The sequence below is a fragment of the Microcystis sp. LE19-8.1F genome (assembly GCF_027531715.1).
GTDB classification, from domain to species: domain Bacteria; phylum Cyanobacteriota; class Cyanobacteriia; order Cyanobacteriales; family Microcystaceae; genus Microcystis; species Microcystis wesenbergii_A.
On record NZ_JAPZSO010000123.1, the window covers coordinates 1 to 22,216 of the forward strand.

A 22,216-nucleotide genomic window follows, 5' to 3' on the forward strand; every position below is an offset into this window, starting at 1 on the left:
GACAGAAGGACTGCTATCTATCTCGGAATGGTTGGCAAAATCCTCCATTGTTTTTACCAAGAGTTGTCAAACAATCCGAAACTGGTTTGGAGAAATCATTAGTTATTTCGAGCGAAGAACAACGAATGGGGTAGTCGAGGGAATCAACAATAAACTTAAACTAATAAAACGGCGAGGCTATGGCTTTAGAAACTTTCGGAATTTTTGGGTTAGAAGTATGTTATCTTGGCATCTTGTCTGTTGATTTAGCATAAAGAGTAACGAAGAGCCAGTGATTTTTGCCTTTTCTCGATTCTTTGAGTCTTTCTGTTTTCTAGAAAGGCTTTTCCGATGCTCTTCGCCACCTCTGATAATGTTTCTTAAAATGCTTAGGATTAGACCCTTTATCGCCGTCGCTGGTAATTATACTAAATCCGTTGGGTATAGGCTACATATCAGGACAGGCACTCATGCAAGAGGCACTCATGCAAAAGAGGGAATAGATAATCAGTCTTTAATAACCGGATTTAGTATAATTGTTGTGATTGGCTTGATCGTAAAAATCAACTCGCTCAATTTCGGGAATAAGATGAGTTAACCAGGCAGTATAAAGCTTTTTTTCGGTACTTCTTCCTTCAACTAAAAAATAAATATTCATCGATTAACTAATTCCTTGGGGAAATTCTTCTAAGACATTGATAAGATCAATAAAGGCTTTTTGTCGAGTTTTAGAAATATGAAAATCGACCGCATTGTTTACCTTAATTACTCCTCCTTTACGAGTGACTATTTTCCAATAGGCAGGACTGATATTATTGATTATATAGGGATGATGACTGGTAATAATAAACTGTAAATCTCGATAATTAACTAATAAATCTTCTGTTAAAGTGTCCAAACAGTTAACCCCCAAACTATTTTCAAATTCATCGATTAATATAACGCTGCCAGCAGCAGATAATTCGATCGTTGCTAAGAACATCAGGCTTTTTATCATTCCAGAGGAGATATTTGGGTCTAAAATCCAGACATGAGAGTTTTTTTCTTTTATTTGTATGCGAGGTGGCTCTTCAAATAAAACCATTGGAGTTGATGAAACAAACAGATCACCTAGTTTTAATGGTTCTAAAAATTCTATTTTTAAATCTTCAACTTGAGGGAAAATATCTAAAAACTTTCTCTTTATTATCTCGAACGTATCGGGATATTTTTGATATGTGATCAGTAGTTTGTCGGAAATACGAAGTTGACTCGATTGTAATTCATAGAGAGATTTATATTCGGCATATTCGTCGTTTTCCAAGATTTTATCAACTGCTGAATATGAGCTATTAAACTTAAGTGAATTGAAAATCATTTTGTTAAATTCCTGTCGAACAGGGAAAACATCTTCTTCTTGATTGAAAAGCTCTATACAGCTTAAATAAGATGGTAGTTTTGGTGTCTTTGAATGTTTAAACTCAATTACCTCTTGGTTTCTTTCGATCAAAACCTCTTGATCTTTTAAAAGAGTTTCCCTAATTATACTAACCTTATTTTCGCCGTCATTACTATTGACTTCATCTTCTTCAATCTTGATGAGAGAACGCGCTTTTTTTACCTCAAATTCACCCAACCAATGATAACGAACATTATCATTGGTTAAAAGTTCCACATCCCATTTCACCCCATTTATGGATGCACCGTTAGCGATTCTTTTTAAATTACTAATAGCCTTTAAAATCGAGGTTTTTCCTGCACCTGAGATACCAACTAATAAATTCAAATCTGAAAAAAAGTCGCAAGAATCTATACTTAATCCAGAGGCTAAATCTTGATAGGATAATCTCAAAAGCTTCATAATAATTAGCCACTGCCAAAACTAAAAAGGGTGAGTTAATTCTCACCCCTAGACTTTACTGCGGATCGAGTTTTAGAACTGCCATAAATGCTTCCTGGGGGACATCAACAGTTCCGATCGCTTTCATCCGTTTCTTCCCTTTTGCTTGCTTGTCTAACAGCTTTTTCTTGCGGCTAATATCACCACCATAACACTTAGCTAAGACATCCTTTCTTAAAGCGGGAATATGTTCACTAGCGATGATTTTAGAACCAATAGCTGCTTGAATGGGAACCTTAAATTGATGCCGGGGAATCAATTCCTTTAACTTTTCGGTTAAAGCGCGACCAACATAATAAGCTTTATCCCGGTGAACGATCATCGCTAAAGCATCAACGGGATCACCATTGACCATAATATCTAATTTAACTAGCTCATTTTCCCGATAGCCAATTAATTGATATTCCATACTAGCGTAACCGCGCGATCGAGATTTTAATTGATCAAAAAAGTCCGTCACCACTTCTGCTAAAGGTAACTCATAAATCAAAGCGGTGCGGGTTTTAGTAAAATAACGCATATCCTTGAAAACTCCCCGACGACTTTGACATAATTCCATCAAAGCGCCTACATAGGTTTCCGGAGTAATCATTTCCACTTGGATATAAGGTTCCTCAATTTTTTCCCGTTTTTGTGGGGAAGGTAACAAACTAGGATTATCCACTTCGACAATTTCCCCATCGGTGGTAGTGACCTGATAAACTACCGAGGGAGCAGTGGTAATTAAATCCAAGTTATATTCCCTTTCTAGTCTTTCCTGGACGATTTCCATGTGTAGCAGTCCCAAGAAACCGCAACGGAAACCAAAACCCATGGCGCTAGAAGTTTCCGGTTCGTAGGATAGAGCTGCATCGTTTAATTTTAACTTTTCCAGCGCATCTTTGAGATCGGCATACTGATCGGCATCCGTGGGGAATAATCCGCAGAAAACCATCGGTTTTGCCTCCGTATAACCGGGTAAAGGCTCTTGTGCTGGTTTAGCGGTTAGAGTAATCGTATCACCCACCCGGGCATCGGCGACGGTTTTAATCGCGGCTGCCAGATAACCCACTTCTCCCGCGTGCAGTTCATTTACCTGTACCTGTTGCGGTGATAAAATTCCCAATTCATCGATCACAAATTCTTTACCGGAAGCCATAAAACGAATTTTATCGCCCTTTTTCACCCGACCATCCATGACGCGGAAATAGACAATTACCCCTCGATAAGCGTCGTAATAACTATCAAAAATTAAAGCTCGGAAGGGTTCTTCGAGGGTATCTTGGGGAGGGGGAACTAATTGGACGATCGACTCTAGAATATCATTAATACCGATCCCAGCCTTAGCCGAAGCCCGAATCGCCTCACTACAGTCTAAACCCACCACTTCCTCGATTTCCGCCGCGACCCGTTCCGGTTCGGCACTGGGTAGGTCGATTTTATTTAAAACTGGGATAATTTCGAGGTTATTTTCCAGCGCTAGGTAAACATTGGCTAAAGTTTGCGCCTCTACTCCTTGGGACGCATCCACAACTAATAAAGCTCCCTCGCACGCCGCTAGAGACCGAGAAACCTCGTAGGAAAAATCCACATGGCCGGGGGTATCAATCAGATTGAGAACGTATTTTTGACCATCCTTAGCGGTATAATCCATGCGTGCCGCTTGTAACTTGATGGTGATACCTCGTTCCCGTTCCAAGTCCATATTATCGAGAAATTGTTCTTTCATCTCCCGTTGGGCTACGGTTCCCGTAATTTGCAGGAGGCGATCGGCGAGAGTTGATTTACCATGATCGATATGAGCGATGATGGAAAAATTGCGAATGCGAGAAACGGGAACGTCAGTCATCGTGGTTCACTGCTGGCAAAAGTCAGGGGTTTATAAAATTTTAGATTCCTTAATTCATTGTAGAGGTAAAGTCTCTAAGGCTGGAGCAAAACTGAAAAGTAAAAGGTAAAAAAGCTAAACTGCAAGTATAGTCAGGGTTTTGGCCTTGGCTTTCCCTCTCGGCATCCACAGGAAACTAGGGTAGGCTTGATTATGGTGACAAAATCAGACAAAGGGCAATGGCTAAGGGAAAGATGTATGATTTGTCCAAATCGGATTACTATAGATAAACTCTTGGATGAGAATCCTCGACTGACGGGTAGAATGATAGATAGCAATCATTAATAGAGCTTATGAACGACAATGCTACACCGACTCAGCGCACGGCGGAGAAAGTTGAAATCGCTATTCACCTTGACTCGGAAGTTTTAGACCAGATTAAACACCTGACTAACGATCCTAGTCGCATTATCGAAACAGCGATTAAACAGTGGCTAAGAGGAGAGAAACAACCGGATGAGGACTTAACCCGTCATCTTCGACGCAATCCCCCCGTACCACCCAAAGGGGAATGGAATGACTAAGATTTTTCAGTCTCTAATAGGTTATTTCCCGACGGAGAGACTGAAATATTTTCTTAGGTCAACCATTGACGGTAATTGAGATTTTTTCCCCAACTAAGCTGGTTAATAGTAGTATTGCCTGTAACAGCAACGCAACGGTTTAAGCTATTTACCTACTGCTCTGGTTTGCAGTAGGCTTAGTTATCGTGTAACCCATAGGTGTATAGATTATTATGCCGTTGAATAAACAGGCTATCTTAGATGACATTTTTCGCAAAGCACCACCGTTGAACTCTGAGGACGACTGTGCTGAGAATGTTGTTATTCCTTTCATAATGAGGCTTGGTTACGACAGGAACCAGATACGTCGAAAAGTCTCAATCACTGGAACTTCAGGACATAGATTTAGAAAGCAAGCTGATATCGTTGTTTATATTGGGGAACGTCCGGCTCTTGTGGTTGAAACCAAGCGTATTCAGCATCGATTCAGCGAGGAGGATGTTAACCAAGCGCTTTCCTATGCTCAACTTCTTGAACCATCTACACCAATTGCAGTTCTGACTAATGGACGTGATTGGGAGATTTATTATTTGGATAGAGACGATATTGGCGGATTAGAATCCGTTCCTGAACCGCAAGAGCTTGAAAGCACAATACTTACTGTCTCTAGCAATGTAGTTCAATTGGAAAAGCGACAAGCTGCTGAGCGACTTTTAGTAACTATTGAAAATAAAGGTGACTTAGAAATAGCATTTAGGGAATGTCGAAAAGAGTTAGCTAAAGAAGGACTCATTGCCGAGTCTGCATTTGATGAGCTAACTAAAATTCTCACTTGTAAGTTTAACGAAGAGAAAAGAGATGCTGAAGGCCTTGCAGCCAATCGCTTTACATCTTCCTGGCTTCTTGGCAGTGGACCTCTAGCTGCTTTACAGCAAATGTTTACTGACGCAAAACAGACTTTTAATGTATTCCCTACGGGAACTCAAATTCAAATTAGAAGCAACGAAACTGTTGAAAAAATTGTTCGTGAATTAGAGCCTTTTGGTCTTTATGGTTTTAAGACACCACTTGGCTTGGCTGGAGCAGGAGGAGATGTAGTTGGTTCTGTTTATGAAGCCTTTCTTACTGGAACACTCCGAGGGGACTTAGGACAGTATTTAACCCCAAGACAATTAGTTGAGTTCATGGTTGAGATAGCTGATATAAAAATTGGAGAAAAAGTCCTTGATTTATCATGCGGAAGTGGTGGCTTTCTTATTAGAGCGTTTATTAATGTCCGCAAAAAAATTCGATTTCTTGATTCTAGCCAAGATGAAAAAGATCATTTAGTTAGTAATCTTGTCACGAATAATCTATGGGGAATTGAGATAAATCCTCGGTTAGCCACTTTATGTCGAATAAATATGATTTTACATGGTGATGGCTATGAACATATTTATACAGGAGATTCAATTAGAGAAGATGTTTTTGAGAATACAGATGGACGCAGAACTGATTTTTTAAATATTGAGCAAAATAACGCAGCAATGTTTGATGTAATTCTCATTAATCCCCCGTTCAATATACCCTATGAAGATTCTGCTACTTTAAACCGGTATTATCTAGGACGAGGTAAAGCTGCTCAAGGTTCAGACTATTTGGTTCTTGAGAGAGCAATTCGACTATTAAAGCCTGAAACTGGACGTTTGCTAGTTATTTTGCCCCATGGTGTTGCCAGCGGAGTTTCCGAGACTGAAGTTCGCAACTTTGTGAAATCTCGTACACATATTCATGGTTGTATAAGCTTACCTGTCGGATCATTTAAGCCGTTTGGGGGGTCTAATGCTAGAACCTGTGTTTTGTATCTCAAGAAGACTACTGGAGACAATAAAAAGCGTTTTTTAGCACAAGCAGAACACGTTGGCTATGACATTACCTCAAAATATTATAGAGAAACTGATCTCAATGATTTACCTGTTATCGCGGAAGCCTATCATGGAGTAAAACTAAAATTGCAATGACTATCGAGTTAATTAAACCAGACCCTTTAATATTAACAATCACTGAAGAATCAGCCCGTAGTATCGATACAGTTGATGCTGGTGCAGCTTATACACAATATTTGCATGAGCAAATAGGTGAGTTTGAACAGCAGCCTTTAGGAAACTTTGTAGATGTTGTATCAAGAAGCGTTAATCCACGCTCTGGTAGATATGCTGGTCAAATATTTGAATATATAGATTTACGAGAAGTAGATGATATTTATGGCTATATATTAACTCTTAAACTTAATCAAGGAAATGAGATTGGAAGTACAAAACATCGCTTTCAAAAGAATGACATTCTCTTCGCCAAGATCATGCCCAGCTTGGCCAACAAAAAGATTGCGCTAGTAACTCAAGATGTAACTAACGCAGTAGCGTCAACTGAATTTATTGTTTTGCGAAAAAAATCACAAGCCGAGATTAATCTTTATTACCTTTTTCGGGCTTTACGTTCTGATCATTTTACCCGACAAGCGACAGCAAACGTTACTGGTGCAACAGGGCGACAGAGAATTAGCCCGTCTAGATTACTAGAATTACAAATAATTGTTCCCCCAGAAGAGATTCAAACACAAATTGGAGATGCTGTCGAACAAGAGTTTACGCTAAGGACATTGGCGGCAGAACAATCAAAGAAAGCTGATGACTTAGCTCAGCTTGTACTTGGTAATCTAACTCTTAGAACCGACAGCTAGAAAGCGCGGAAGGTAGGTTGGGTTGACGACTGTTACCCAACACCCCATCCGATAACCGGGCAAAATCATTGATAATTATTTGATAATAGGACATTAGTTGGGTTTCGTGCCTCAACCCAACCTACACTCGTCTTTAATGATGGTGGGTTATATAATTTAAAATTCTGAGGTAAATCATGCAACTAAAACTCACAAAAATATTCCAGAAAGTTCCCGAAGGCTATATTGGTTTTGTCGAATAATTGCCAGGAGCTAATACTCAAGGAGAGACTCTAGAAGAAACTAGAAGCAATTTAGAGGAAGCAATTGAGCTAGTCTTAGAAGCTAATCGTATATTAGCTGAAGAGCAACTGCAAGGACAAGAAGTGATTCGAGAGTCTGTTACTTTCTGGGCCGCATGAAACGCGGAAACTTAAGCGGATTTAGTATAAAATGTTGCTTGGTAAAAATGCTATAATCCAAGTCTAACAAGGATTTGAGTCAAAGTATTCGAGTCGCACAGATTGTTATGGATTATCTTACCTCCGGTTGGTCTGTAGAAGAAATATGCCGACAGCACCCTTAATTTAAAGCCAGCCGAAGCTCCTGCGGCAATAGGCTACTATTTTAATCATCAGGAAGAAATTGACCAGGAAATCACCCAAGAATGGGATCAGGTACAAATTAGCATAACGCGAATAGCTAAATCACCTTTTTACACCGGGAGGAAAGAAGTGACTTTTTCCCCGCCCTTTCCCCGAATGCACCCCGTAACTGATATAAGTAGAGATGTAGGTCTATAACCAAAATTGCCGCATCAGTTCGGTTAGGTGACTGTTTTTCGCTTGTCTAGGAGGGTAGATATGCTCAACGAATTAATTTATGAAGGATTAGGTTTAAGTGCTGTTTTCGGAGGACTATTCCTCTGGTCGCGCTCTGGTCTCGTCAGCAAAAATACCGCCCTTTTAGCCGCACAAGCGCAATTACAGCAAAGTAATTCAGATTTATTGGCTCAAGTCAAGGGTTTAGGAGTGGCGCAATCAGAGTTAAAAGACGAAAATCAGCAGCTGCACGCCAAAATAATTTACATAGAACAACATTCCGCCCAATTACAGCACAAAGCTACGGATTTAGAAAATTCTCTCCAGTCCCTCCAGCAAGCTGTCCAGATAGGTGAGGGTGAAATCGAACAACTGAAAACCACCGCTAAGGAAATAGAAGCGGAGAAAGCTGGTTTGATGGAGCAGTTAGAGGCAGAAAAAGCCCAAATTACTAGCCTAGAGGCACAGATTCAAACTTTAGAGCAGCAAAAAGGTGAAATTAACCGTCAATTTGACTTGACCAAAAAACAGACCACCTCTCTCTATAGTCAAATTCAGACCCTAGAACAGGATAAAGCTCTCTTACAGCAAGAACTAGAAAAAGCCGAGGAATTAAAGGTCAAAGTGGCCGATTTAGAGCATAAAAACCAAGAATTAAGCGATTTAGCTGCCCAAATTCCCAACTTGCAAGGTCAAATTCAAACCTTAGAACAGAATCTGGCTGACCAAACAGAACAGTATGAGCGAGGACAGCAAGAAATAGCCAGCTTACAGGGTCAAATTAGCGGGTTAGAGCGGGAAAAAAAGTCTCTCAGCGAAGATTTAGCCGCAAGTCAAACTCGATCGCTCTCTTTAGGCCAAGAATGCGACAATTTAACTATAAAACTCCAAGAAACCGTCGCTCAAGTGACAGCCATAACCGCCGAAAAGGACAGTCTCGGCGCTCATCTCGAAGCAGCTAAACTGGAGTTACAAGCTTTAGCAGCCCAGAAAGGGGAATTATCGGCAGAATTAAGCACTGCTGCCGAAAAAATTGCTAATTTAGAAGGGCAATTACAGGAATTAACCCAGTTACCGCCACAATTGGCTGATTCTCAGGCAAAAATTGCTGATTTAGAAGGGCAATTACAGGAATTAACCCAGTTACCCCAACAATTAGCTGATTCTCAGGCAAAAATTGCGGATTTAGAAGGGCAATTACAGGAATTAAACCAGTTACCGCAACAGCTAGAAACCTATCGGGAAAACATTTCTAATTTAGAGATTCAACTACACCAGTTAAGTGCCGAAAAAGACCAATTAGAAGCCACAACTTCCCGTCATATCGAGGAATTAAGCCAACAAAATCGCCAACTAACTCAAGATTTAGAACCCCAAAAAACGGCAGCTAAAGCTTTAGAAAAAGAAAAAATTAAGCTTGAGAGTGAGTTAACAACTAAGCAAGAAGAAATCGCCGCTTTAGAGGTTAAAATTCAAAACCTACAGCAAGAAAGAGACGATTTCTCTAAACAAACTGCTCCTATTACCACTAATGAACCAGAAGCAATTATTAGTGAAACTCCTGTAGTAGAAGAACCGGAAACTCCCCCGGTGATTGCCGAGGAAACTCCAGTAGTAGCAGCAGAAAAAATCCCGGTTGCCGACACAAGTTTAGAAGTGCAACCCGCAGCGGAGATAGTCCAAACGAGTCAAGAATCCGCAGAAAATCCCCTAAGGGGAAAAACCGTAGTTATACTAGGAACCTTCAGCAAAATCAGTCGCGAGAAAGCGAAATCATTGATTATTAATGTCGGTGGTACTGTTACTGGTTCCCCCAGTGCGAATACTGATTATATTCTCCTCGGTAAAGCCCCCGGTGAGAAACTCAAAAAGGCTCAAAAATTAGGCATAAAAACCCTTTCAGAAGCCCAATTTCTGCAAATGGTAGAATCCTAAAACAGTTATCAGTTATCAGTTATCGGTTATCGGTTATCGGTTATCAGTTATCAGATTTTAGTTTTCAGTTCACTGTTTACTGTTCACTGAAAATACACCCCACTTCATAATTCATAATTCATAATTCATAATTCCCCTTCCCTTGATTACGAAAATTATGAGTCAAAAAATTGCCTTTTTAGGATTAGGAGTGATGGGAGCGCCGATGACGACTAATCTTGTCCGTCGAGGTTTTGCTGTCAATGCTTGGAATCGTACCCCAGAGGCGCCAGGGATAACCATTGCTGGGGCAGCAGGTGCGAACATTTGTTCTAATATTGCCGCCGCCGTCAGGGATGCCGAGATTGTCTTTACCTGCGTCGGGGATGTGCCTGACGTGGAAGCGGTGATTTTAGGACCAGGGGGTGTCGTGGAATCGGCAGCGGTGGGAACTCTGGTGGTGGATATGAGTACCATTGGCTCTCAAGCCGCTAGGATGATTGGTAAAAAGCTAGAGGAAAATAATCTCCGTTTTCTCGATGCTCCCGTCTCTGGGGGCGATATTGGGGCGAAAAACGGCACTTTAACTATTATGGTGGGAGGGAAAGAAGCGGATTTTCAGACTTGTTTGCCCTGTTTTCAAGCCATGGGTAAAACTATTCGCTGGTGTGGCGAAATTGGCAACGGACAAGCGGTAAAACTCTGTAATCAAGTCTTGGGGGCGGTTCACATGGTGGCGCTGTGTGAGGCTCTAAAAATGGCAAAAATTCAAGGATTAGACCCCAATTTAGTCATAGAAGTCTGTAAAACGGGGGCGGCGGGTTCTTGGGCTTTGGAAAATTTGGGACCAAAAATCCTCGCCCAAGATTTACAGCCAGCTTTTATGATTGAACATATCTTAAAAGATTTGCGATTAGTCAAAGAAACTGCCCAGACAGCCGGGGAAATTCTGCCCGGGACAGATTTAGCGGAAACTCTATTTAAAGTAGTAGCGGAATTGGACGAAGGCAAGGGAATTAAACAGGGAACCCAAGCGATGATTCGCGCCTACGATTAGGCCTTTTGTTGACGATAAATATCATCGGTACGGGCAGCCATGATGAAATCATTTTGATGTAATCCGCCCACGTCATGGGTCCACCAAGAAACGGTAACTTTACCCCATTCTGTCAATAAAGCGGGGTGATGGCCTTCTTTTTCCGCCGCTTCTCCCACGGCATTAGTAAAGGCGATTGCCCCTTGAAAATTGGCAAATTTATAGAGTTTTTGCAGACGGGGAATACCCTCGTATTCTAAGAGATTCCAATCGGGAATTTTAGCCTGTAAAGCGGTAATTTCCTCGGCAGTGATAGGAGAAGAACCCGATTGATAAGGTTGACATTTTTGTTGAGCAAGTTCGGTCATAGGGCTATCAATCTAGATTTTTTACCTTTATTATAGAGTAAAATCCCCCAGAGAAATTTTTTATTCTTCCTCTGACTCTGGAGAACTCACCCAAGGGGTAGAAGATTCGGCAGCTTTCGGGAAAGAAAAAGATTTTTTCGGAGCAGAAGGCAATAATTCCAATTGTCGATTACCGGTTTTATAGCTAGTTTTATTTTTCTGCTCTCCCCGTCGTCGTTGGGAGGTTTTTTCCTCCGTGGTATTTTCGGCTATCACTTCATACAAAATCGCCCGTTTATCCTCTTGTTGCCCTTTTCTTAACACCCGTCCTAAACGCTGAATATATTCCCGGGTGGAACCGGTTCCCGATAAAATAATCGCGATGCGCGCTTCCGGCACATCAACCCCTTCATTGAGAACATGGGAAGTCACCAGAATTTTGTATTCTCCCTGACGAAAACGGGTCAGGATTTCATGGCGTTCTTTCACGGGAGTTTGATGGGTTATGGCAGGTATTAAAAAGCTCTCGGAAATGCGGTAAACTGTGGCATTATCGTTGGTAAAAATTAAAATTGGTTCCGGATAGTGTTCACAGATTAACTCGGCTAAAACCCGCAATTTTCCCTGGGTTCCAGAGGATATTTCCTTCGACTCCCGGTGCGCTAACATCGCCCGGCGCCCTTCGCTACTTCTGGCACTAATCATGACAAAATTTTGCCAACCATCTAAACCAGACAAACTGAGATTATTTTTTCTTAAAAAATCATTGCGAATTTTAATTGCTTCTTGATATTTTTCCTGTTCTTTGGCAGATAATTTCACTTTAATTTGAATTATTTCATGATCCGCTAGGGCTTTTCCTGACAAGTCTTGGGGACTTTTTTGATAAACAATTGTACCAATAAGATAATCTAAATCCTGATGACTACCATCACCGCGATCCGGTGTTGCTGTTAAGCCTAAACGATAGGGCGCGATCGAATCTTCCGCTATTTTCCGAAAGAAATCCGATGGTAAATGATGACATTCATCAAAAATCAAAAAAGCGTAACGATTGCCAAGAGTTTCTGAATAAATTGCCGCACTTTGATAGGTGGCGATTAAAATAGCACTATTATCCTTAGAACCTCCCCCTAATAATCCCACCTCGGCATCGGGAAAAGCCGCCAACATCTGGGCATACCACTGGTGCATTAAATCAATAGTCGGCACGATAATTAAGGTACTGCGGGGAGTCGATTGCAGAGCTAATTGGGCAAGATAGGTTTTACCGGCAGCGGTGGGAAGGACGATAACACCCCTTCTCTGGGATTTTTTCCAAGCGATTAACGCTTCAGTTTGGTGGGGGTAGGGTTCCCGTTCAAAACTGGCAATTAATTCTAAATTGTTAAAAGCTTTTGCTTCATCTTGGAAGTTAATACCCTCCTCCTGTAGGGTTTCCACGAGAGGACGATAATGAATGGCCAAAATGCGAAATCTTTCGATACGATCATCCCAAGTGGCAAAATCTAGCCATTTTTTCCCTTTTGGTGGTGGATGGAGAATTAAGGTTCCTCGCTCATATTTGAGGGTGGGTAAGCGCATTTTTCAGTTATCAGTTATCAGTTATCAGTTATCAGTTATCAGTTATCAGTTATCAGTTATCAGTTATCAGTTATCAGTAAACAGTATAAGTGAACTGAAAACTTACATCTGATAACTGATAAGTACCTAAGCAAAATTAATTACACATATCTAACCACCTCTTGCCTCTTGCCTCTTGCCTATCTTCACTAGGAAATTAATTTTGCACGACTACTTAACTGATTCAAGGCTGACGGCGGCAAGATAGCTTATCGCTAGATCATATTGATCAGGTTAAAAAAAGAGTGTGAATTAACACACTCTCAGCATATCGAAACAGCTAAAGTTTGGCAATAGATTAAATCTTTTCGGTTAGCTTAGTCAGAACGCGATTGGAACGTTCCACAAAAGCTTGCATTCCCTCGGCATCAAATCCTTTTTGAGCGATTACAGCTAAATCATAAACGTGCTGACAGAGCATTTTCGCTAATTGCGCTGATGGAGATTCGCCGCTACCGGTAACAATACTTCCCTGACTAATCTGGACAATCTGTTGAATGAGGGGATGATTAGTATTAATCATCAGAATATGTTCTTCGGGGAAAGCCATGGCTTTTTGTTGCATCATTGCCGTCATTTCCTGTAAGCGTCGCATCGCTTCTGGAAGTAAGACAATTGCCGGGGGAGTAGCTTGGGGATCATCGGATTTCAAGGCTTCAGTTTTGATATTGATGCGGGAATTATCGAGGGCTTTGGCGAAGATTTCTTTGATCAATTCAGCCCGGGTTTTATTACTGGCGGGATCGATAATTTCACTAGCTTGATCCTGTTCGAGCAGCGTCGAGTCTAATTCAGAATCAACCCGGGTGAATTTCACATCGGAGTATTCTCTTTCTAGGAAAGGAATAAAGTAATTAGTATCGATGAAAGAATCAAAGAAAAGGATTTCTAAACCTTGATTTTTGTAGAGTTCAACGTAGGTGGATTGGCTACGAGGATCGGTACAGTAAAAAACTCGATTTTCGTGGCGTTCTTTATGGCGTTCTAGGTAGGCTTTGAGAGTAGTATAACCTTCCTGTTCGATCGCTTCTAGGGGAGTTTTCGCCGTTGCTTCTTGCCATGCGTCACCTTCGGCGGTTTGCACTTCCACTTGTACTGGGGTTTCTGGGGGTTTGTAGGTAGTGCGATAGATTAAAATATCTTCTACCTGCTGTTTAAATTTATCCTCTTTTAAGGAACCAAATTTAATAAAAGTTCCCACATCTCTCCAACAACGAATATATTCTTTTGCGTCTTCGTTGTAGAGAGATTTGAGGCGATCAGCAATTTTTTTGGCAATAAAATCGGCAATGCGGCGAACGGTGCGATCTTTGGTTAAAGCACTTCGAGACACATTTAAAGGAATATCTGGACTATCGATAACTCCTCGCAAGGGGATCAGGAAATCGGGAATAATTTCCTCGCAATGATCGCTGACAAAAACCTGATTACAGAATAACTTTAACTGTCCTTTTGAGACATCCACATCCGGTCTGAGTTTGGGAAAATAAAGAATGCCATTGAGCAAGAAAGGATAATCGGTATTCAGATGTACCCAGAGTAAAGGTTCTTCTTGGAAAGGATAGAGATAACGATAGAATTCTAGGTAGTCTTCTTTCGTCAGATTTTGAGGAGATTCTTTCCATAAAGCCCGTTGTTGATTAATCACTTCCCCATCAATTTTAATGGGAACGAGCATAAAATCCGAGTAGGTTTTGACTAACTGGCGAATGCGGGCAGGTTCTAAATATTCCCCTTCTTCATCCATTAAAGTTAGGGTAATAGTCGTGCCGATTTGGTTGCGGGAAGAATCGGTTAATTCAAACTCTGGAGAACCATCACAGCACCAATGGACAGGGGTAGCACCTTCCTGATAGGAAAGAGTATCAATCTCTACCTTTTTAGCCACCATAAAAGCCGAATAGAAACCTAGGCCAAAATGACCGATTAAATCGTTGGCTGATTTTTGGTATTTATCGATAAATTCTTCCGCACTGGAAAAGGCAACTTGGTTAATATATTTCTTGATTTCTTCCCCCGTCATCCCGATTCCATTATCGGTAATTGATAGGGTACGATTTTCTTTATCGATGGCGAGATTAATTTCTGGTTCGGGTACTTCTCCTCTTGTTTCTCCTGCTAAGGAAGCCATTTTTAATTTCGAGATGGCATCAACACTATTAGATATCAATTCCCGCAGAAAAATTTCATGGTCAGTGTAGAGAGATTTTTTGATAATAGGGAAGATATTCTCGGTATGAATCGTGATATTACCTTTTTCGAGTACCGTCATACGTTCAATCACTAAGGGTTTGACTATTCTAACTTTTTTATTTTGCTCGATAATGGCACCATTGATCACAGAGCGATTGCCCAACTTCTTCTAGGGGGATAACCGTACCGATAAACGCATTTGACGGCAGCGGGTCGATTTCTAGAACTCGCTCGCAAAAATCAGGGGTAAGTGCCAGATTATCGGGGTTATCGATGACTTTTTGACTTTTGCAAGCGGTTGGTTGAGATTTGCCGATTGAGGGGGAATTGCAGTAAGCTAAGACGCATTTTAACCGCCTATCCTTAGATTAGCTGAATCTCCCCCCCCCCTTGCCTCTTGCAAGAGTGCCTCATCTCAATAAGCAATTTAAATGCGCGGGCAGCTTAGCTCTACTTTTCACTTTGCAGATATCCCTCAATCAAAATATCGGGATTGAGATAATTAACCGTGACATTTTCTAACTGTAAAGCTTGGCTCATTAACTGGAAACCTAAATCGCCCACGGCAGTAGGTGCTTGGATTCCCCCGATGATTTTGGGCGCGATAAAAGCGATAATTTTTTGTACCATGCCCTCAGCGATCGCTGCTGCGCTTAAACCGCCGCCGCACTCCCACAAAACCTGACAAAATCCCCTCTGATCAAGATTTTCCATCACTAAAGTGGGTGTCACCTCGGTTAGTTCGATCACTTCTACGCCTTTTGTTAATAATTGTTGCTTAAGCTTGACATTAGAATCAATTTGTGTATAGACAAGCGTGGGAAATTGACTGGTATCCCAAAGATGGGCGGAGGGGGGTAAATCGAGCGATCGAGTCATGACCACGCGCAGGGGATTATGATCGGAGAGGCCGTGAGTGGTTAGGTGAGGATTATCTTGACGGACAGTGCTACCGCCGACGATAATCGCATCACAGGCCGATCGCAGTTGATGGACTATTTGGCGAGAAGCGGGGCTAGTAATCCAAGTGCTATGACCGCTAGTAGCGGCAATTTTGCCATCGAGAGTCATGGCATATTTGAGGATACCGAAGGGTTTTTTAGCGGTGATGCGATGGATAAAACCCTGATTAAGTTGACGACATTCGGACTCCTCCACCCCCACCAGTGTCTCGATGCCTGCCGATGCTAATCTTTCAATGCCTTTCCCCGCCACCAGGGGATTAGGATCGATCATCCCCACCACCACTTTTTTAATGCCCGCTTGCATAATTGCCTCGCTACAGGGGGGAGTACGTCCATAGTGGTTACAGGGTTCAAGATTGACGTATAAAGTGGCACCACGCGCTTTTTCTGCTGCCTGTCTCAGGGCGAAAACTTCTGCATGGGGTTGTCCGGCCTCCGGGTGAAACCCTTCGCCGATAATTATACCCTCTTGAACGATCACAGCACCCACCAAAGGATTAGGAGAAGTCCGCCCCAAGCCTTGCCTAGCAAGGGTTAGACATCTTTGCATCATTGTGCGATCGAATTCCGTTGCCCGGTCCATTGTTTATTTCTCCAAATGAGGGGAGACTTTTCAGTGATTAGTAAACAGTAATCAGTGATCAGTGGGAAGCTTTTTTCAGTGATCAGTAAACAGTAAACAGTAATCAGTGAACTGAAAACTCACATCTGATAACTGATAACTGAATTATTGATCACTTCTCTACTATTGTTATTTTAAAGTGAAACGTATCAGAGGATACAGAAATCTCAAATAAAAAAAAACAAAGATCAAAAAACATTGACTACTCACACCTCAAGATAAATCCCTAGCTGTTTGGTCTTCTGAAATGATTGACCTCTGTTCCTAGGATTTAGCGTTTGAACGGACATAATTGCTCGGTAATTATTTTCAACAGTAATGAATCGACCTACTAACTCAAAAAAGTAAATGAATTAACGATGAAACGAATTGCTCGAAAATCTGGGGAACTTGTCGGTTTGTTACCGAAAATTAACCCTGTCTGGTTAGCCTGTGTTCCTTTGTCCGCGATTATTTTCGTGGTTTGGAACACAGCCGTACAGGCCCAAGATGCGAAACCCCTAACCCCCGAAGATGTCCAAAACGCCCTCAATACAATCTGGGTTTTAATTGCCTCCATCCTCGTGATCTTTATGAACGCAGGTTTTGCGATGCTAGAAACGGGATTCTGTCGCCAGAAAAACGCCGTTAACGTTCTCGCCAAAAACCTGATCGTTTTCGCCCTCTCCACCATATCATTTTGGGCGATCGGTTTCTCCCTGATGTTTGGGTCTGTCAGTAACGAATTTTTCGGTACGGGAGGTTGGTTCCTTAGCAGTAGCGATCCCGCCACCTACGTTATGCCCGCCTCTTTGCCCACCTCAGTGTTCTTCCTGTTCCAAGTAGCTTTCGCGGGAACGGCGGCAACCATTGTATCTGGGGCGGTGGCAGAACGGATTAAATTCACCGATTTCCTGGTTTTTAGCTTAATTATCGTCGGTATCATGTACCCGATCACCGGTCACTGGGTTTGGGGTGGCGGTTGGTTAGCCGACCTTGGTTTTAAAGACTTCGCCGGTTCGACGGTGGTTCACTCGGTCGGTGGTTGGTCTGCCTTAACGGGGGCGGCAATTCTCGGCCCGAGAATGGGTAAATACATCAACGGTCGCACCAGTGCCTTACCCGGCCATAACATGAGTATCGCGACCTTGGGTTGTTTAATTCTCTGGATTGGCTGGTTCGGTTTTAACCCCGGTTCTGCTTTAGCGGTTAATGAAACTGTACCCTATATCGCTGTCACCACTAACCTCGCCGGGGCCGCGGGCGGCATTGCCGCTACCTTTACCGCTTGGGCGAAAGATGGTAAACCCGACCTTTCGATGATTATTAACGGTATTCTCGCCGGTTTAGTAGCGGTTACTGCCAGTTGTGATGGTGTATCCTATTGGTCGGCCTTAATTATCGGTTTAATTGCTGGTGTGGTCGTGGTTTACTCGGTGGCTTTCTTCGATAAGCTGGAAATTGATGACCCCGTGGGTGCGACTTCCGTTCACCTCGTCTGTGGTGTGTTTGGAACTTTAGCCGTGGGTATCTTCAACAAAGATGCGGGTTTAATCACCGGTCAATTCCAACTGTTTATTAACCAAATTATCGGGATTGTAGCAGTAGGGGCCTTTACCCTGATTGTTAGTGGTATTGTTTGGACAATCCTCAAGGCTACCCTCGGTATTCGTGTTACTCCCGAAGAAGAAATGGAAGGTTTGGATGTGGGTGAACACGGAATGGAAGCCTATAGCGGTTTCGTCAAGGAGTCCGATATCGTTGCCGGCGGCCATTATGCTTCCAGTGTTGACATGGAAACGTCTAGCACTCGTTAGGGTAAACCTTGTAAAGATAGATTAACCTATCCCCGACAAAGTTAAAGAGAAAAGGAAGAAGGCCTCGCCCCGATGCGATCGGTGGCTATAATTGCCTTCTAAACCTTTTCTCTTTCGGTTTTTGTCTCTTTACGGACAGAAAAAATTAATCTTGCTACTAACCACCAACCGACAATGAAAAAGATCGTAGGAATAACCATGCTTTTGCTGGGACTGGGATTCAATTGCGGAGTTGCCCCGGTTTTTGCGGAAACCGTCGCCGCCGCTCCCCCCAATCCGATTAGTGCTGGAGATACAGCTTGGATGCTGATCTCGTCGGCTTTAGTTTTATTAATGACCCCCGGACTGGCTTTTTTTTATGGGGGTTTAGTGCGTTCGCGTAACGTCCTCAACACCATGATGATGAGTTTGGTAGCCATGGGCGTAATCGGTGTAACTTGGGTGCTGTGGGGTTATAGTCTCGCTTTCGATGTCACCCCGGGTAAAAGTGGTTTTGGCGAGGGAATTGAAGCTTTTATCGGGGGACTAGATTGGATTTTTCTTAACGGTGTCACCGCGGCCACACCTGACAATATCGGTTATGCACCCACCGTTCCCCATCAAGTTTTTATGGTCTATCAGATGATGTTCGCCATCATCACCCCGGCTTTAATTTCGGGTGCGATCGTGGAACGGGTCAACTTTAAAGCCTATTTTTGGTTTTTACTGCTTTGGTCCACCTTTATCTATTCTCCCCTAGCTCACTGGGTTTGGGGTAAGGGTTGGTTGGCAGCCACTGGGGCGCTGGATTTCGCCGGTGGAACCGTTGTTCACATTAGTTCCGGGATTTCCGCACTGGTGGCCGCCTGGATGATCGGTCCGCGGCGTAGTTTTGGTGTCCAAACCTATGCACCCCATAATGTGCCTTTTGTTCTCCTAGGTATCGGTTTACTCTGGTTCGGTTGGTTTGGTTTTAACGGGGGTAGTGCGCTTTCCTCTAGTTCCCTGGCCACGACAGCTTTTGTTAATACCAGTATCGCAGCTTCGGCTGGTGGTTTGACATGGATGCTTATAGAATGGATTTTACGGGGTAAACCGACGGCGATCGGTATTGCTAGTGGATTTTTAGGGGGATTAGTCGGTATAACTCCGGCTGCCGGCTATGTACTGCCGATTGGGGCGATTCTCATTGGTTCGATCACTGCCCTTACCTGTTTTTTTGCGGTTAGTCTGCGGGCAAAATTGCGCTTTGATGATTCTTTGGATACCTATCCCGTCCATGGTGTCGGCGGGACCATAGGGGCGCTGCTTACGGGGCTTTTTGCCACAAAATCGGTTAATTCAGCCGGAAATGATGGTTTATTTTTTGGGAATCCGGGGTTACTGTGGACGCAATTTGTTGGCGTTGCCGCTACTTATATCTTTGCGGCCGTGGGTACTTTTGTTATCCTGAAAGTTCTCAGTCTATTTATGGAGCTGCGGGTTAAACCGAATACGGAAGCAGAAGGGTTAGATGTTCCTGAACACGGAGAGGAAGCCTACGGACGGGAATTCGAGTTTGGTAGCAGCTTTTCCTACCAAGAAAATTCTCCGACCACAAATCCTCGAGAAAATTATTAGCGATTCCAATCAGCTATCAGTCCAGCTAACAGAGGCGAAATTTCGTCTCTGTGAAACTGGGCGGAACAATCAAGAAAAGGAACGGGTCTGTTCCTAGGTGAGTTTAAATTTCAACCCCTCACACATTACGCCAATACCAGCGAGTAACATCGGTTAAAAACCTTTTGACTCTGGGAGGCGGGGTTATTTTTAATCCTAGCCATTGATAGGGAATTTCTCCTATTACCTGATAGGTCTTAGAGATGTTCATATTCGTCGGTAACTCCATTCCCCAGCGTTTAAAACTAGCGGCGCAATTTTCTGTGATTTCACCGCGACTGGTGCTTTCCCCATACACAGCTATATTATTCTCCACAATTAATTGTCTTTCTCCCACTAATTTTGTGTGTTTAAAACTATCCATTTCCTTACCTACAAATGGTCGATCAGGAAAACTTTCAAAAATTCTTCTCAAAGCTTTTACTCTGATGAATTGATGAGACCAGACACTCTGGAGAATATCTGCTTGAGAAAATACTGTTTCTCGTAAAACTACTTGCTTTTTAGGCGTGAGAATCTTGACTCCTTCTTGGATAAATTTGTCGCTTTTAAAGTAACCACCTTTACGGTTGCGCACGAATAAAACTGCTATTAGATCGGAATCGGCGTTATTGATAACAAAATTGTAGATATCATTAACTGCTTCTTCTTGAATTCGTATCAGATAATTATCATCCATGCACCAATAAATCCATTCTTCGTCAGGCAAGTCTTTTAAGAGATTTAAAACCGTATCCCTGATCAGGCTAACTTGTTTAGTTCCCTTCTCGGTTTCAATAGGATGAATAACCTTGGCAGAATCCATCGGAATTAACTCCACTTTATCGCCATATTTTGCCAAGTTCTCAGGATAATCGCCGTAGGGAACCCGAAAAGTAAAAGGATTACTCGGCCACCATTTTTGATAAGTATAAATCATGTGATCGGCAAATTTAATGTACTTATCGCAGGTTAAAACGATCGCTTTCATAAATGATTCTTCGTCCTGAATAGTTTTTTAGTTTTAGCTGTTATCGCTACAGAGGGGCTAATTACACTAAATCCTGTTTAAAAGGTATAGGGGAGCAGCGGAGCAGGGAGCAGGGAGCAGGGAGAAGGGAGTGGGGAGAAACAATCCATAACTTGTGAGTTAATCACACTATTAAAAACGGATTTGGTATTATGGGATTCTTACCCACCAACATACAGCAAAGCTGTCCATTTGTCAAGACTTTTCGCATCCTAGGGTTGAAAAAACAGAGAGCGGCACTCAAGAAAGCTTTTTATTCTCTCCATCAACTGGCAATTTTAGCGATTCTTACCGACAATAATCAAGAAATTTGTAAGCCAGCTAACTCAGCAATTGTGTAGGTGGGTCTGCCTTTAACTTCCTCGTAAATTCTGCCGATATATTCTCCTAGTATTCCGATGCTAATTAGCTGCACAGAACCCAGAAAAAATATAGCGATCATAATCGTGGCAAAACCCGTGATCGGTGAGTCGGGTTGCTGTAAACGCCAATATAATACTAACAGAGCCATAATCAAAGATATCAGGGCAGAAAATAATCCTAGATAGGTGGCAAAACGTAAGGGGACACGGGAAAAAGATACTAGGCTATTAATAGCTAAAGATAATGATTTGCTAAAGGTATATTTTACTTCCCCGGCAAAGCGCGCATCCCGCTCAAATTTAACCGCAGTTTGTGGAAAGCCAATCCAAGCGCGCAACCCACGAATATAACGATTTCTTTCTGGGAGAGAATTTAATAGATCTACTACCTGACGATCCATTAAACAAAAGTCTCCTGTATCGGCGGGAATATCCACATCAGCGAGTCTTTTAAGCAAACGATAAAAGAGATAGGCCGTCAGTTTTTTAAACCAACTTTCTTGTTTTCTCTTGGTTCTTTGGGCATAAACTACTTGATACCCCTCTTGCCATTTTTCAATCATTTGGGGAATTAATTCGGGCGGATCTTGCAGGTCGGCATCCAAAACAATAATTACTTGTCCTCGGCAAAAATTAAGTCCAGCAGTTACCGCCGCTTGATGACCAAAATTGCGGGCGAAACTGATATAACATACTCGTGAATCAGCTTTGTGCAGTTCTCGCAGCAGTTTTAAGGAACCATCTTTACTACCATCATTTACTAGGATTAATTCTACCGCCCCATCTAAATTATTCATGATGGCACTCACCCGGCGATACAGTTCGGCAATAGTTTCTTCCTCGTTATAGATGGGGACAATCAGGGAATATTTTAGCATTTGCATAATAATATTTGACCAGTAATTGATTGAAAAAAATCGATTTAATCCCAGTTTTTTCCTCCTGTGTTTAATAATTATCTTAG

18 protein-coding genes are annotated in these 22,216 nt (G+C 42.3%); 9 read left to right on the forward strand and 9 right to left on the reverse strand.

Annotated features, from left to right (window positions below; translation table 11 throughout):
• Nucleotides 1–244 (forward strand): transposase (locus O9334_RS12140; RefSeq protein WP_288000367.1); only part of this gene is annotated, 244 nt, incomplete at its 5' end.
• A gap of 249 nt (nt 245–493) precedes the next feature.
• Here the strand turns inward: O9334_RS12140 and O9334_RS12150 are convergent.
• The 3 genes from O9334_RS12150 to lepA are packed head-to-tail and all read right to left on the reverse strand — an operon-like array spanning nt 494 to nt 3,686.
• Complete coding sequence (locus O9334_RS12150; RefSeq protein ID WP_190380798.1) at nt 494–637, reverse strand: hypothetical protein; 144 nt, start codon at nt 635–637, stop codon at nt 494–496.
• 3 nt (nt 638–640) lie between these two features.
• Nucleotides 641–1,819 carry an AAA family ATPase gene (locus tag O9334_RS12155; protein ID WP_288000371.1) on the reverse strand — a complete coding sequence of 393 codons (1,179 nt, stop codon included), beginning with the start codon at nt 1,817–1,819 and terminating at the stop codon, nt 641–643.
• A 55-nt stretch (nt 1,820–1,874) separates the two neighbouring features.
• A complete protein-coding gene (gene lepA / locus O9334_RS12160) occupies nt 1,875–3,686 on the reverse strand; it encodes a translation elongation factor 4 (protein WP_002762209.1) in 1,812 nt (603 codons plus the stop codon).
• A gap of 332 nt (nt 3,687–4,018) precedes the next feature.
• Between lepA and O9334_RS12165 the strand changes: the two genes are divergently transcribed.
• The 6 genes from O9334_RS12165 to O9334_RS12190 all read left to right on the forward strand — a co-directional run bounded on the left by O9334_RS12165 (nt 4,019) and on the right by O9334_RS12190 (nt 10,718).
• Nucleotides 4,019–4,249, forward strand: coding sequence for a type II toxin-antitoxin system CcdA family antitoxin (locus tag O9334_RS12165; RefSeq protein ID WP_002732463.1), 231 nt, complete (start codon nt 4,019–4,021; stop codon nt 4,247–4,249).
• Between the two features lie 212 nt (nt 4,250–4,461).
• On the forward strand, nt 4,462–6,228 hold the full coding sequence (locus O9334_RS12170; protein WP_288000372.1) for an N-6 DNA methylase: 1,767 nt from the start codon (nt 4,462–4,464) through the stop codon (nt 6,226–6,228).
• Nucleotides 6,225–6,947: a restriction endonuclease subunit S gene (locus tag O9334_RS12175; RefSeq protein ID WP_045359175.1), complete on the forward strand. Its 723-nt coding sequence runs from the start codon at nt 6,225–6,227 to the stop codon at nt 6,945–6,947. The genes O9334_RS12170 and O9334_RS12175 overlap by 4 nt, the downstream gene beginning before the upstream one ends.
• A 242-nt stretch (nt 6,948–7,189) precedes the next feature.
• Complete coding sequence (locus tag O9334_RS12180) at nt 7,190–7,348, forward strand: type II toxin-antitoxin system HicB family antitoxin (RefSeq protein WP_242017309.1); 159 nt, start codon at nt 7,190–7,192, stop codon at nt 7,346–7,348.
• Nucleotides 7,349–7,789: 441 nt separating this feature from the next.
• A complete protein-coding gene (locus O9334_RS12185) occupies nt 7,790–9,682 on the forward strand; it encodes a BRCT domain-containing protein (RefSeq protein ID WP_288000373.1) in 1,893 nt (630 codons plus the stop codon).
• 157 nt (nt 9,683–9,839) lie between these two features.
• Nucleotides 9,840–10,718 carry an NAD(P)-dependent oxidoreductase gene (locus O9334_RS12190; protein WP_045359172.1) on the forward strand — a complete coding sequence of 293 codons (879 nt, stop codon included), beginning with the start codon at nt 9,840–9,842 and terminating at the stop codon, nt 10,716–10,718.
• Here the strand turns inward: O9334_RS12190 and O9334_RS12195 are convergent.
• From O9334_RS12195 to ribD, 4 genes are all read right to left on the reverse strand, one after another.
• Nucleotides 10,715–11,065: a 4a-hydroxytetrahydrobiopterin dehydratase gene (locus O9334_RS12195; protein ID WP_002762185.1), complete on the reverse strand. Its 351-nt coding sequence runs from the start codon at nt 11,063–11,065 to the stop codon at nt 10,715–10,717. The two genes, O9334_RS12190 and O9334_RS12195, sit on opposite strands and share 4 nt — an antisense overlap.
• 60 nt (nt 11,066–11,125) lie before the next feature.
• Entirely contained in the window at nt 11,126–12,628 is a 1,503-nt protein-coding gene (locus O9334_RS12200; RefSeq protein WP_287727303.1) for a DEAD/DEAH box helicase, read from the reverse strand.
• A 337-nt stretch (nt 12,629–12,965) separates the two neighbouring features.
• Nucleotides 12,966–14,939 (reverse strand): molecular chaperone HtpG, encoded by a 1,974-nt coding sequence (htpG, locus tag O9334_RS12205; RefSeq protein ID WP_288000382.1) that lies wholly within the window; start codon nt 14,937–14,939, stop codon nt 12,966–12,968.
• Between the two features lie 371 nt (nt 14,940–15,310).
• Entirely contained in the window at nt 15,311–16,408 is a 1,098-nt protein-coding gene (ribD, locus tag O9334_RS12210) for a bifunctional diaminohydroxyphosphoribosylaminopyrimidine deaminase/5-amino-6-(5-phosphoribosylamino)uracil reductase RibD (protein ID WP_045359166.1), read from the reverse strand.
• A 398-nt stretch (nt 16,409–16,806) separates the two neighbouring features.
• On the opposite strand from ribD, the gene O9334_RS12215 reads away from it, so the two are divergent.
• Nucleotides 16,807–18,243 (forward strand): ammonium transporter, encoded by a 1,437-nt coding sequence (locus tag O9334_RS12215; RefSeq protein WP_045359163.1) that lies wholly within the window; start codon nt 16,807–16,809, stop codon nt 18,241–18,243.
• 174 nt (nt 18,244–18,417) lie between these two features.
• Nucleotides 18,418–19,842, forward strand: a complete 1,425-nt coding sequence (locus tag O9334_RS12220; RefSeq protein WP_288000374.1) for an ammonium transporter — start codon at nt 18,418–18,420, stop codon at nt 19,840–19,842.
• 118 nt (nt 19,843–19,960) lie between these two features.
• On the opposite strand, the gene O9334_RS12225 is transcribed toward O9334_RS12220, so the two are convergent.
• Together O9334_RS12225 and O9334_RS12230 are read right to left on the reverse strand one after the other, a co-directional pair.
• Complete coding sequence (locus tag O9334_RS12225) at nt 19,961–20,851, reverse strand: hypothetical protein (RefSeq protein ID WP_288000375.1); 891 nt, start codon at nt 20,849–20,851, stop codon at nt 19,961–19,963.
• A 340-nt stretch (nt 20,852–21,191) separates the two neighbouring features.
• Nucleotides 21,192–22,130, reverse strand: a complete 939-nt coding sequence (locus tag O9334_RS12230) for a glycosyltransferase family 2 protein (RefSeq protein WP_288000383.1) — start codon at nt 22,128–22,130, stop codon at nt 21,192–21,194.
• Between the last annotated feature and the right edge of the window lie 86 nt (nt 22,131–22,216).

Bases quoted from the DNA above. Each gene is read 5' to 3' on its own strand.
- htpG (WP_288000382.1), bottom strand. From the start codon at position 14,939: ATGACGGTACTCGAAAAAGGTAATATCACGATTCATACCGAGAATATC.
- lepA (WP_002762209.1), bottom strand. From the start codon at position 3,686: ATGACTGACGTTCCCGTTTCTCGCATTCGCAATTTTTCCATCATCGCT.
- O9334_RS12215 (WP_045359163.1), top strand. From the start codon at position 16,807: ATGAAACGAATTGCTCGAAAATCTGGGGAACTTGTCGGTTTGTTACCG.
- O9334_RS12230 (WP_288000383.1), bottom strand. From the start codon at position 22,130: ATGCTAAAATATTCCCTGATTGTCCCCATCTATAACGAGGAAGAAACT.
- O9334_RS12195 (WP_002762185.1), bottom strand. From the start codon at position 11,065: ATGACCGAACTTGCTCAACAAAAATGTCAACCTTATCAATCGGGTTCT.
- O9334_RS12150 (WP_190380798.1), bottom strand. From the start codon at position 637: ATGAATATTTATTTTTTAGTTGAAGGAAGAAGTACCGAAAAAAAGCTT.
- O9334_RS12175 (WP_045359175.1), top strand. From the start codon at position 6,225: ATGACTATCGAGTTAATTAAACCAGACCCTTTAATATTAACAATCACT.
- O9334_RS12170 (WP_288000372.1), top strand. From the start codon at position 4,462: ATGCCGTTGAATAAACAGGCTATCTTAGATGACATTTTTCGCAAAGCA.
- O9334_RS12185 (WP_288000373.1), top strand. From the start codon at position 7,790: ATGCTCAACGAATTAATTTATGAAGGATTAGGTTTAAGTGCTGTTTTC.
- O9334_RS12190 (WP_045359172.1), top strand. From the start codon at position 9,840: ATGAGTCAAAAAATTGCCTTTTTAGGATTAGGAGTGATGGGAGCGCCG.
- O9334_RS12200 (WP_287727303.1), bottom strand. From the start codon at position 12,628: ATGCGCTTACCCACCCTCAAATATGAGCGAGGAACCTTAATTCTCCAT.
- O9334_RS12155 (WP_288000371.1), bottom strand. From the start codon at position 1,819: ATGAAGCTTTTGAGATTATCCTATCAAGATTTAGCCTCTGGATTAAGT.
- O9334_RS12165 (WP_002732463.1), top strand. From the start codon at position 4,019: ATGAACGACAATGCTACACCGACTCAGCGCACGGCGGAGAAAGTTGAA.
- O9334_RS12225 (WP_288000375.1), bottom strand. From the start codon at position 20,851: ATGAAAGCGATCGTTTTAACCTGCGATAAGTACATTAAATTTGCCGAT.
- ribD (WP_045359166.1), bottom strand. From the start codon at position 16,408: ATGGACCGGGCAACGGAATTCGATCGCACAATGATGCAAAGATGTCTA.
- O9334_RS12220 (WP_288000374.1), top strand. From the start codon at position 18,418: ATGAAAAAGATCGTAGGAATAACCATGCTTTTGCTGGGACTGGGATTC.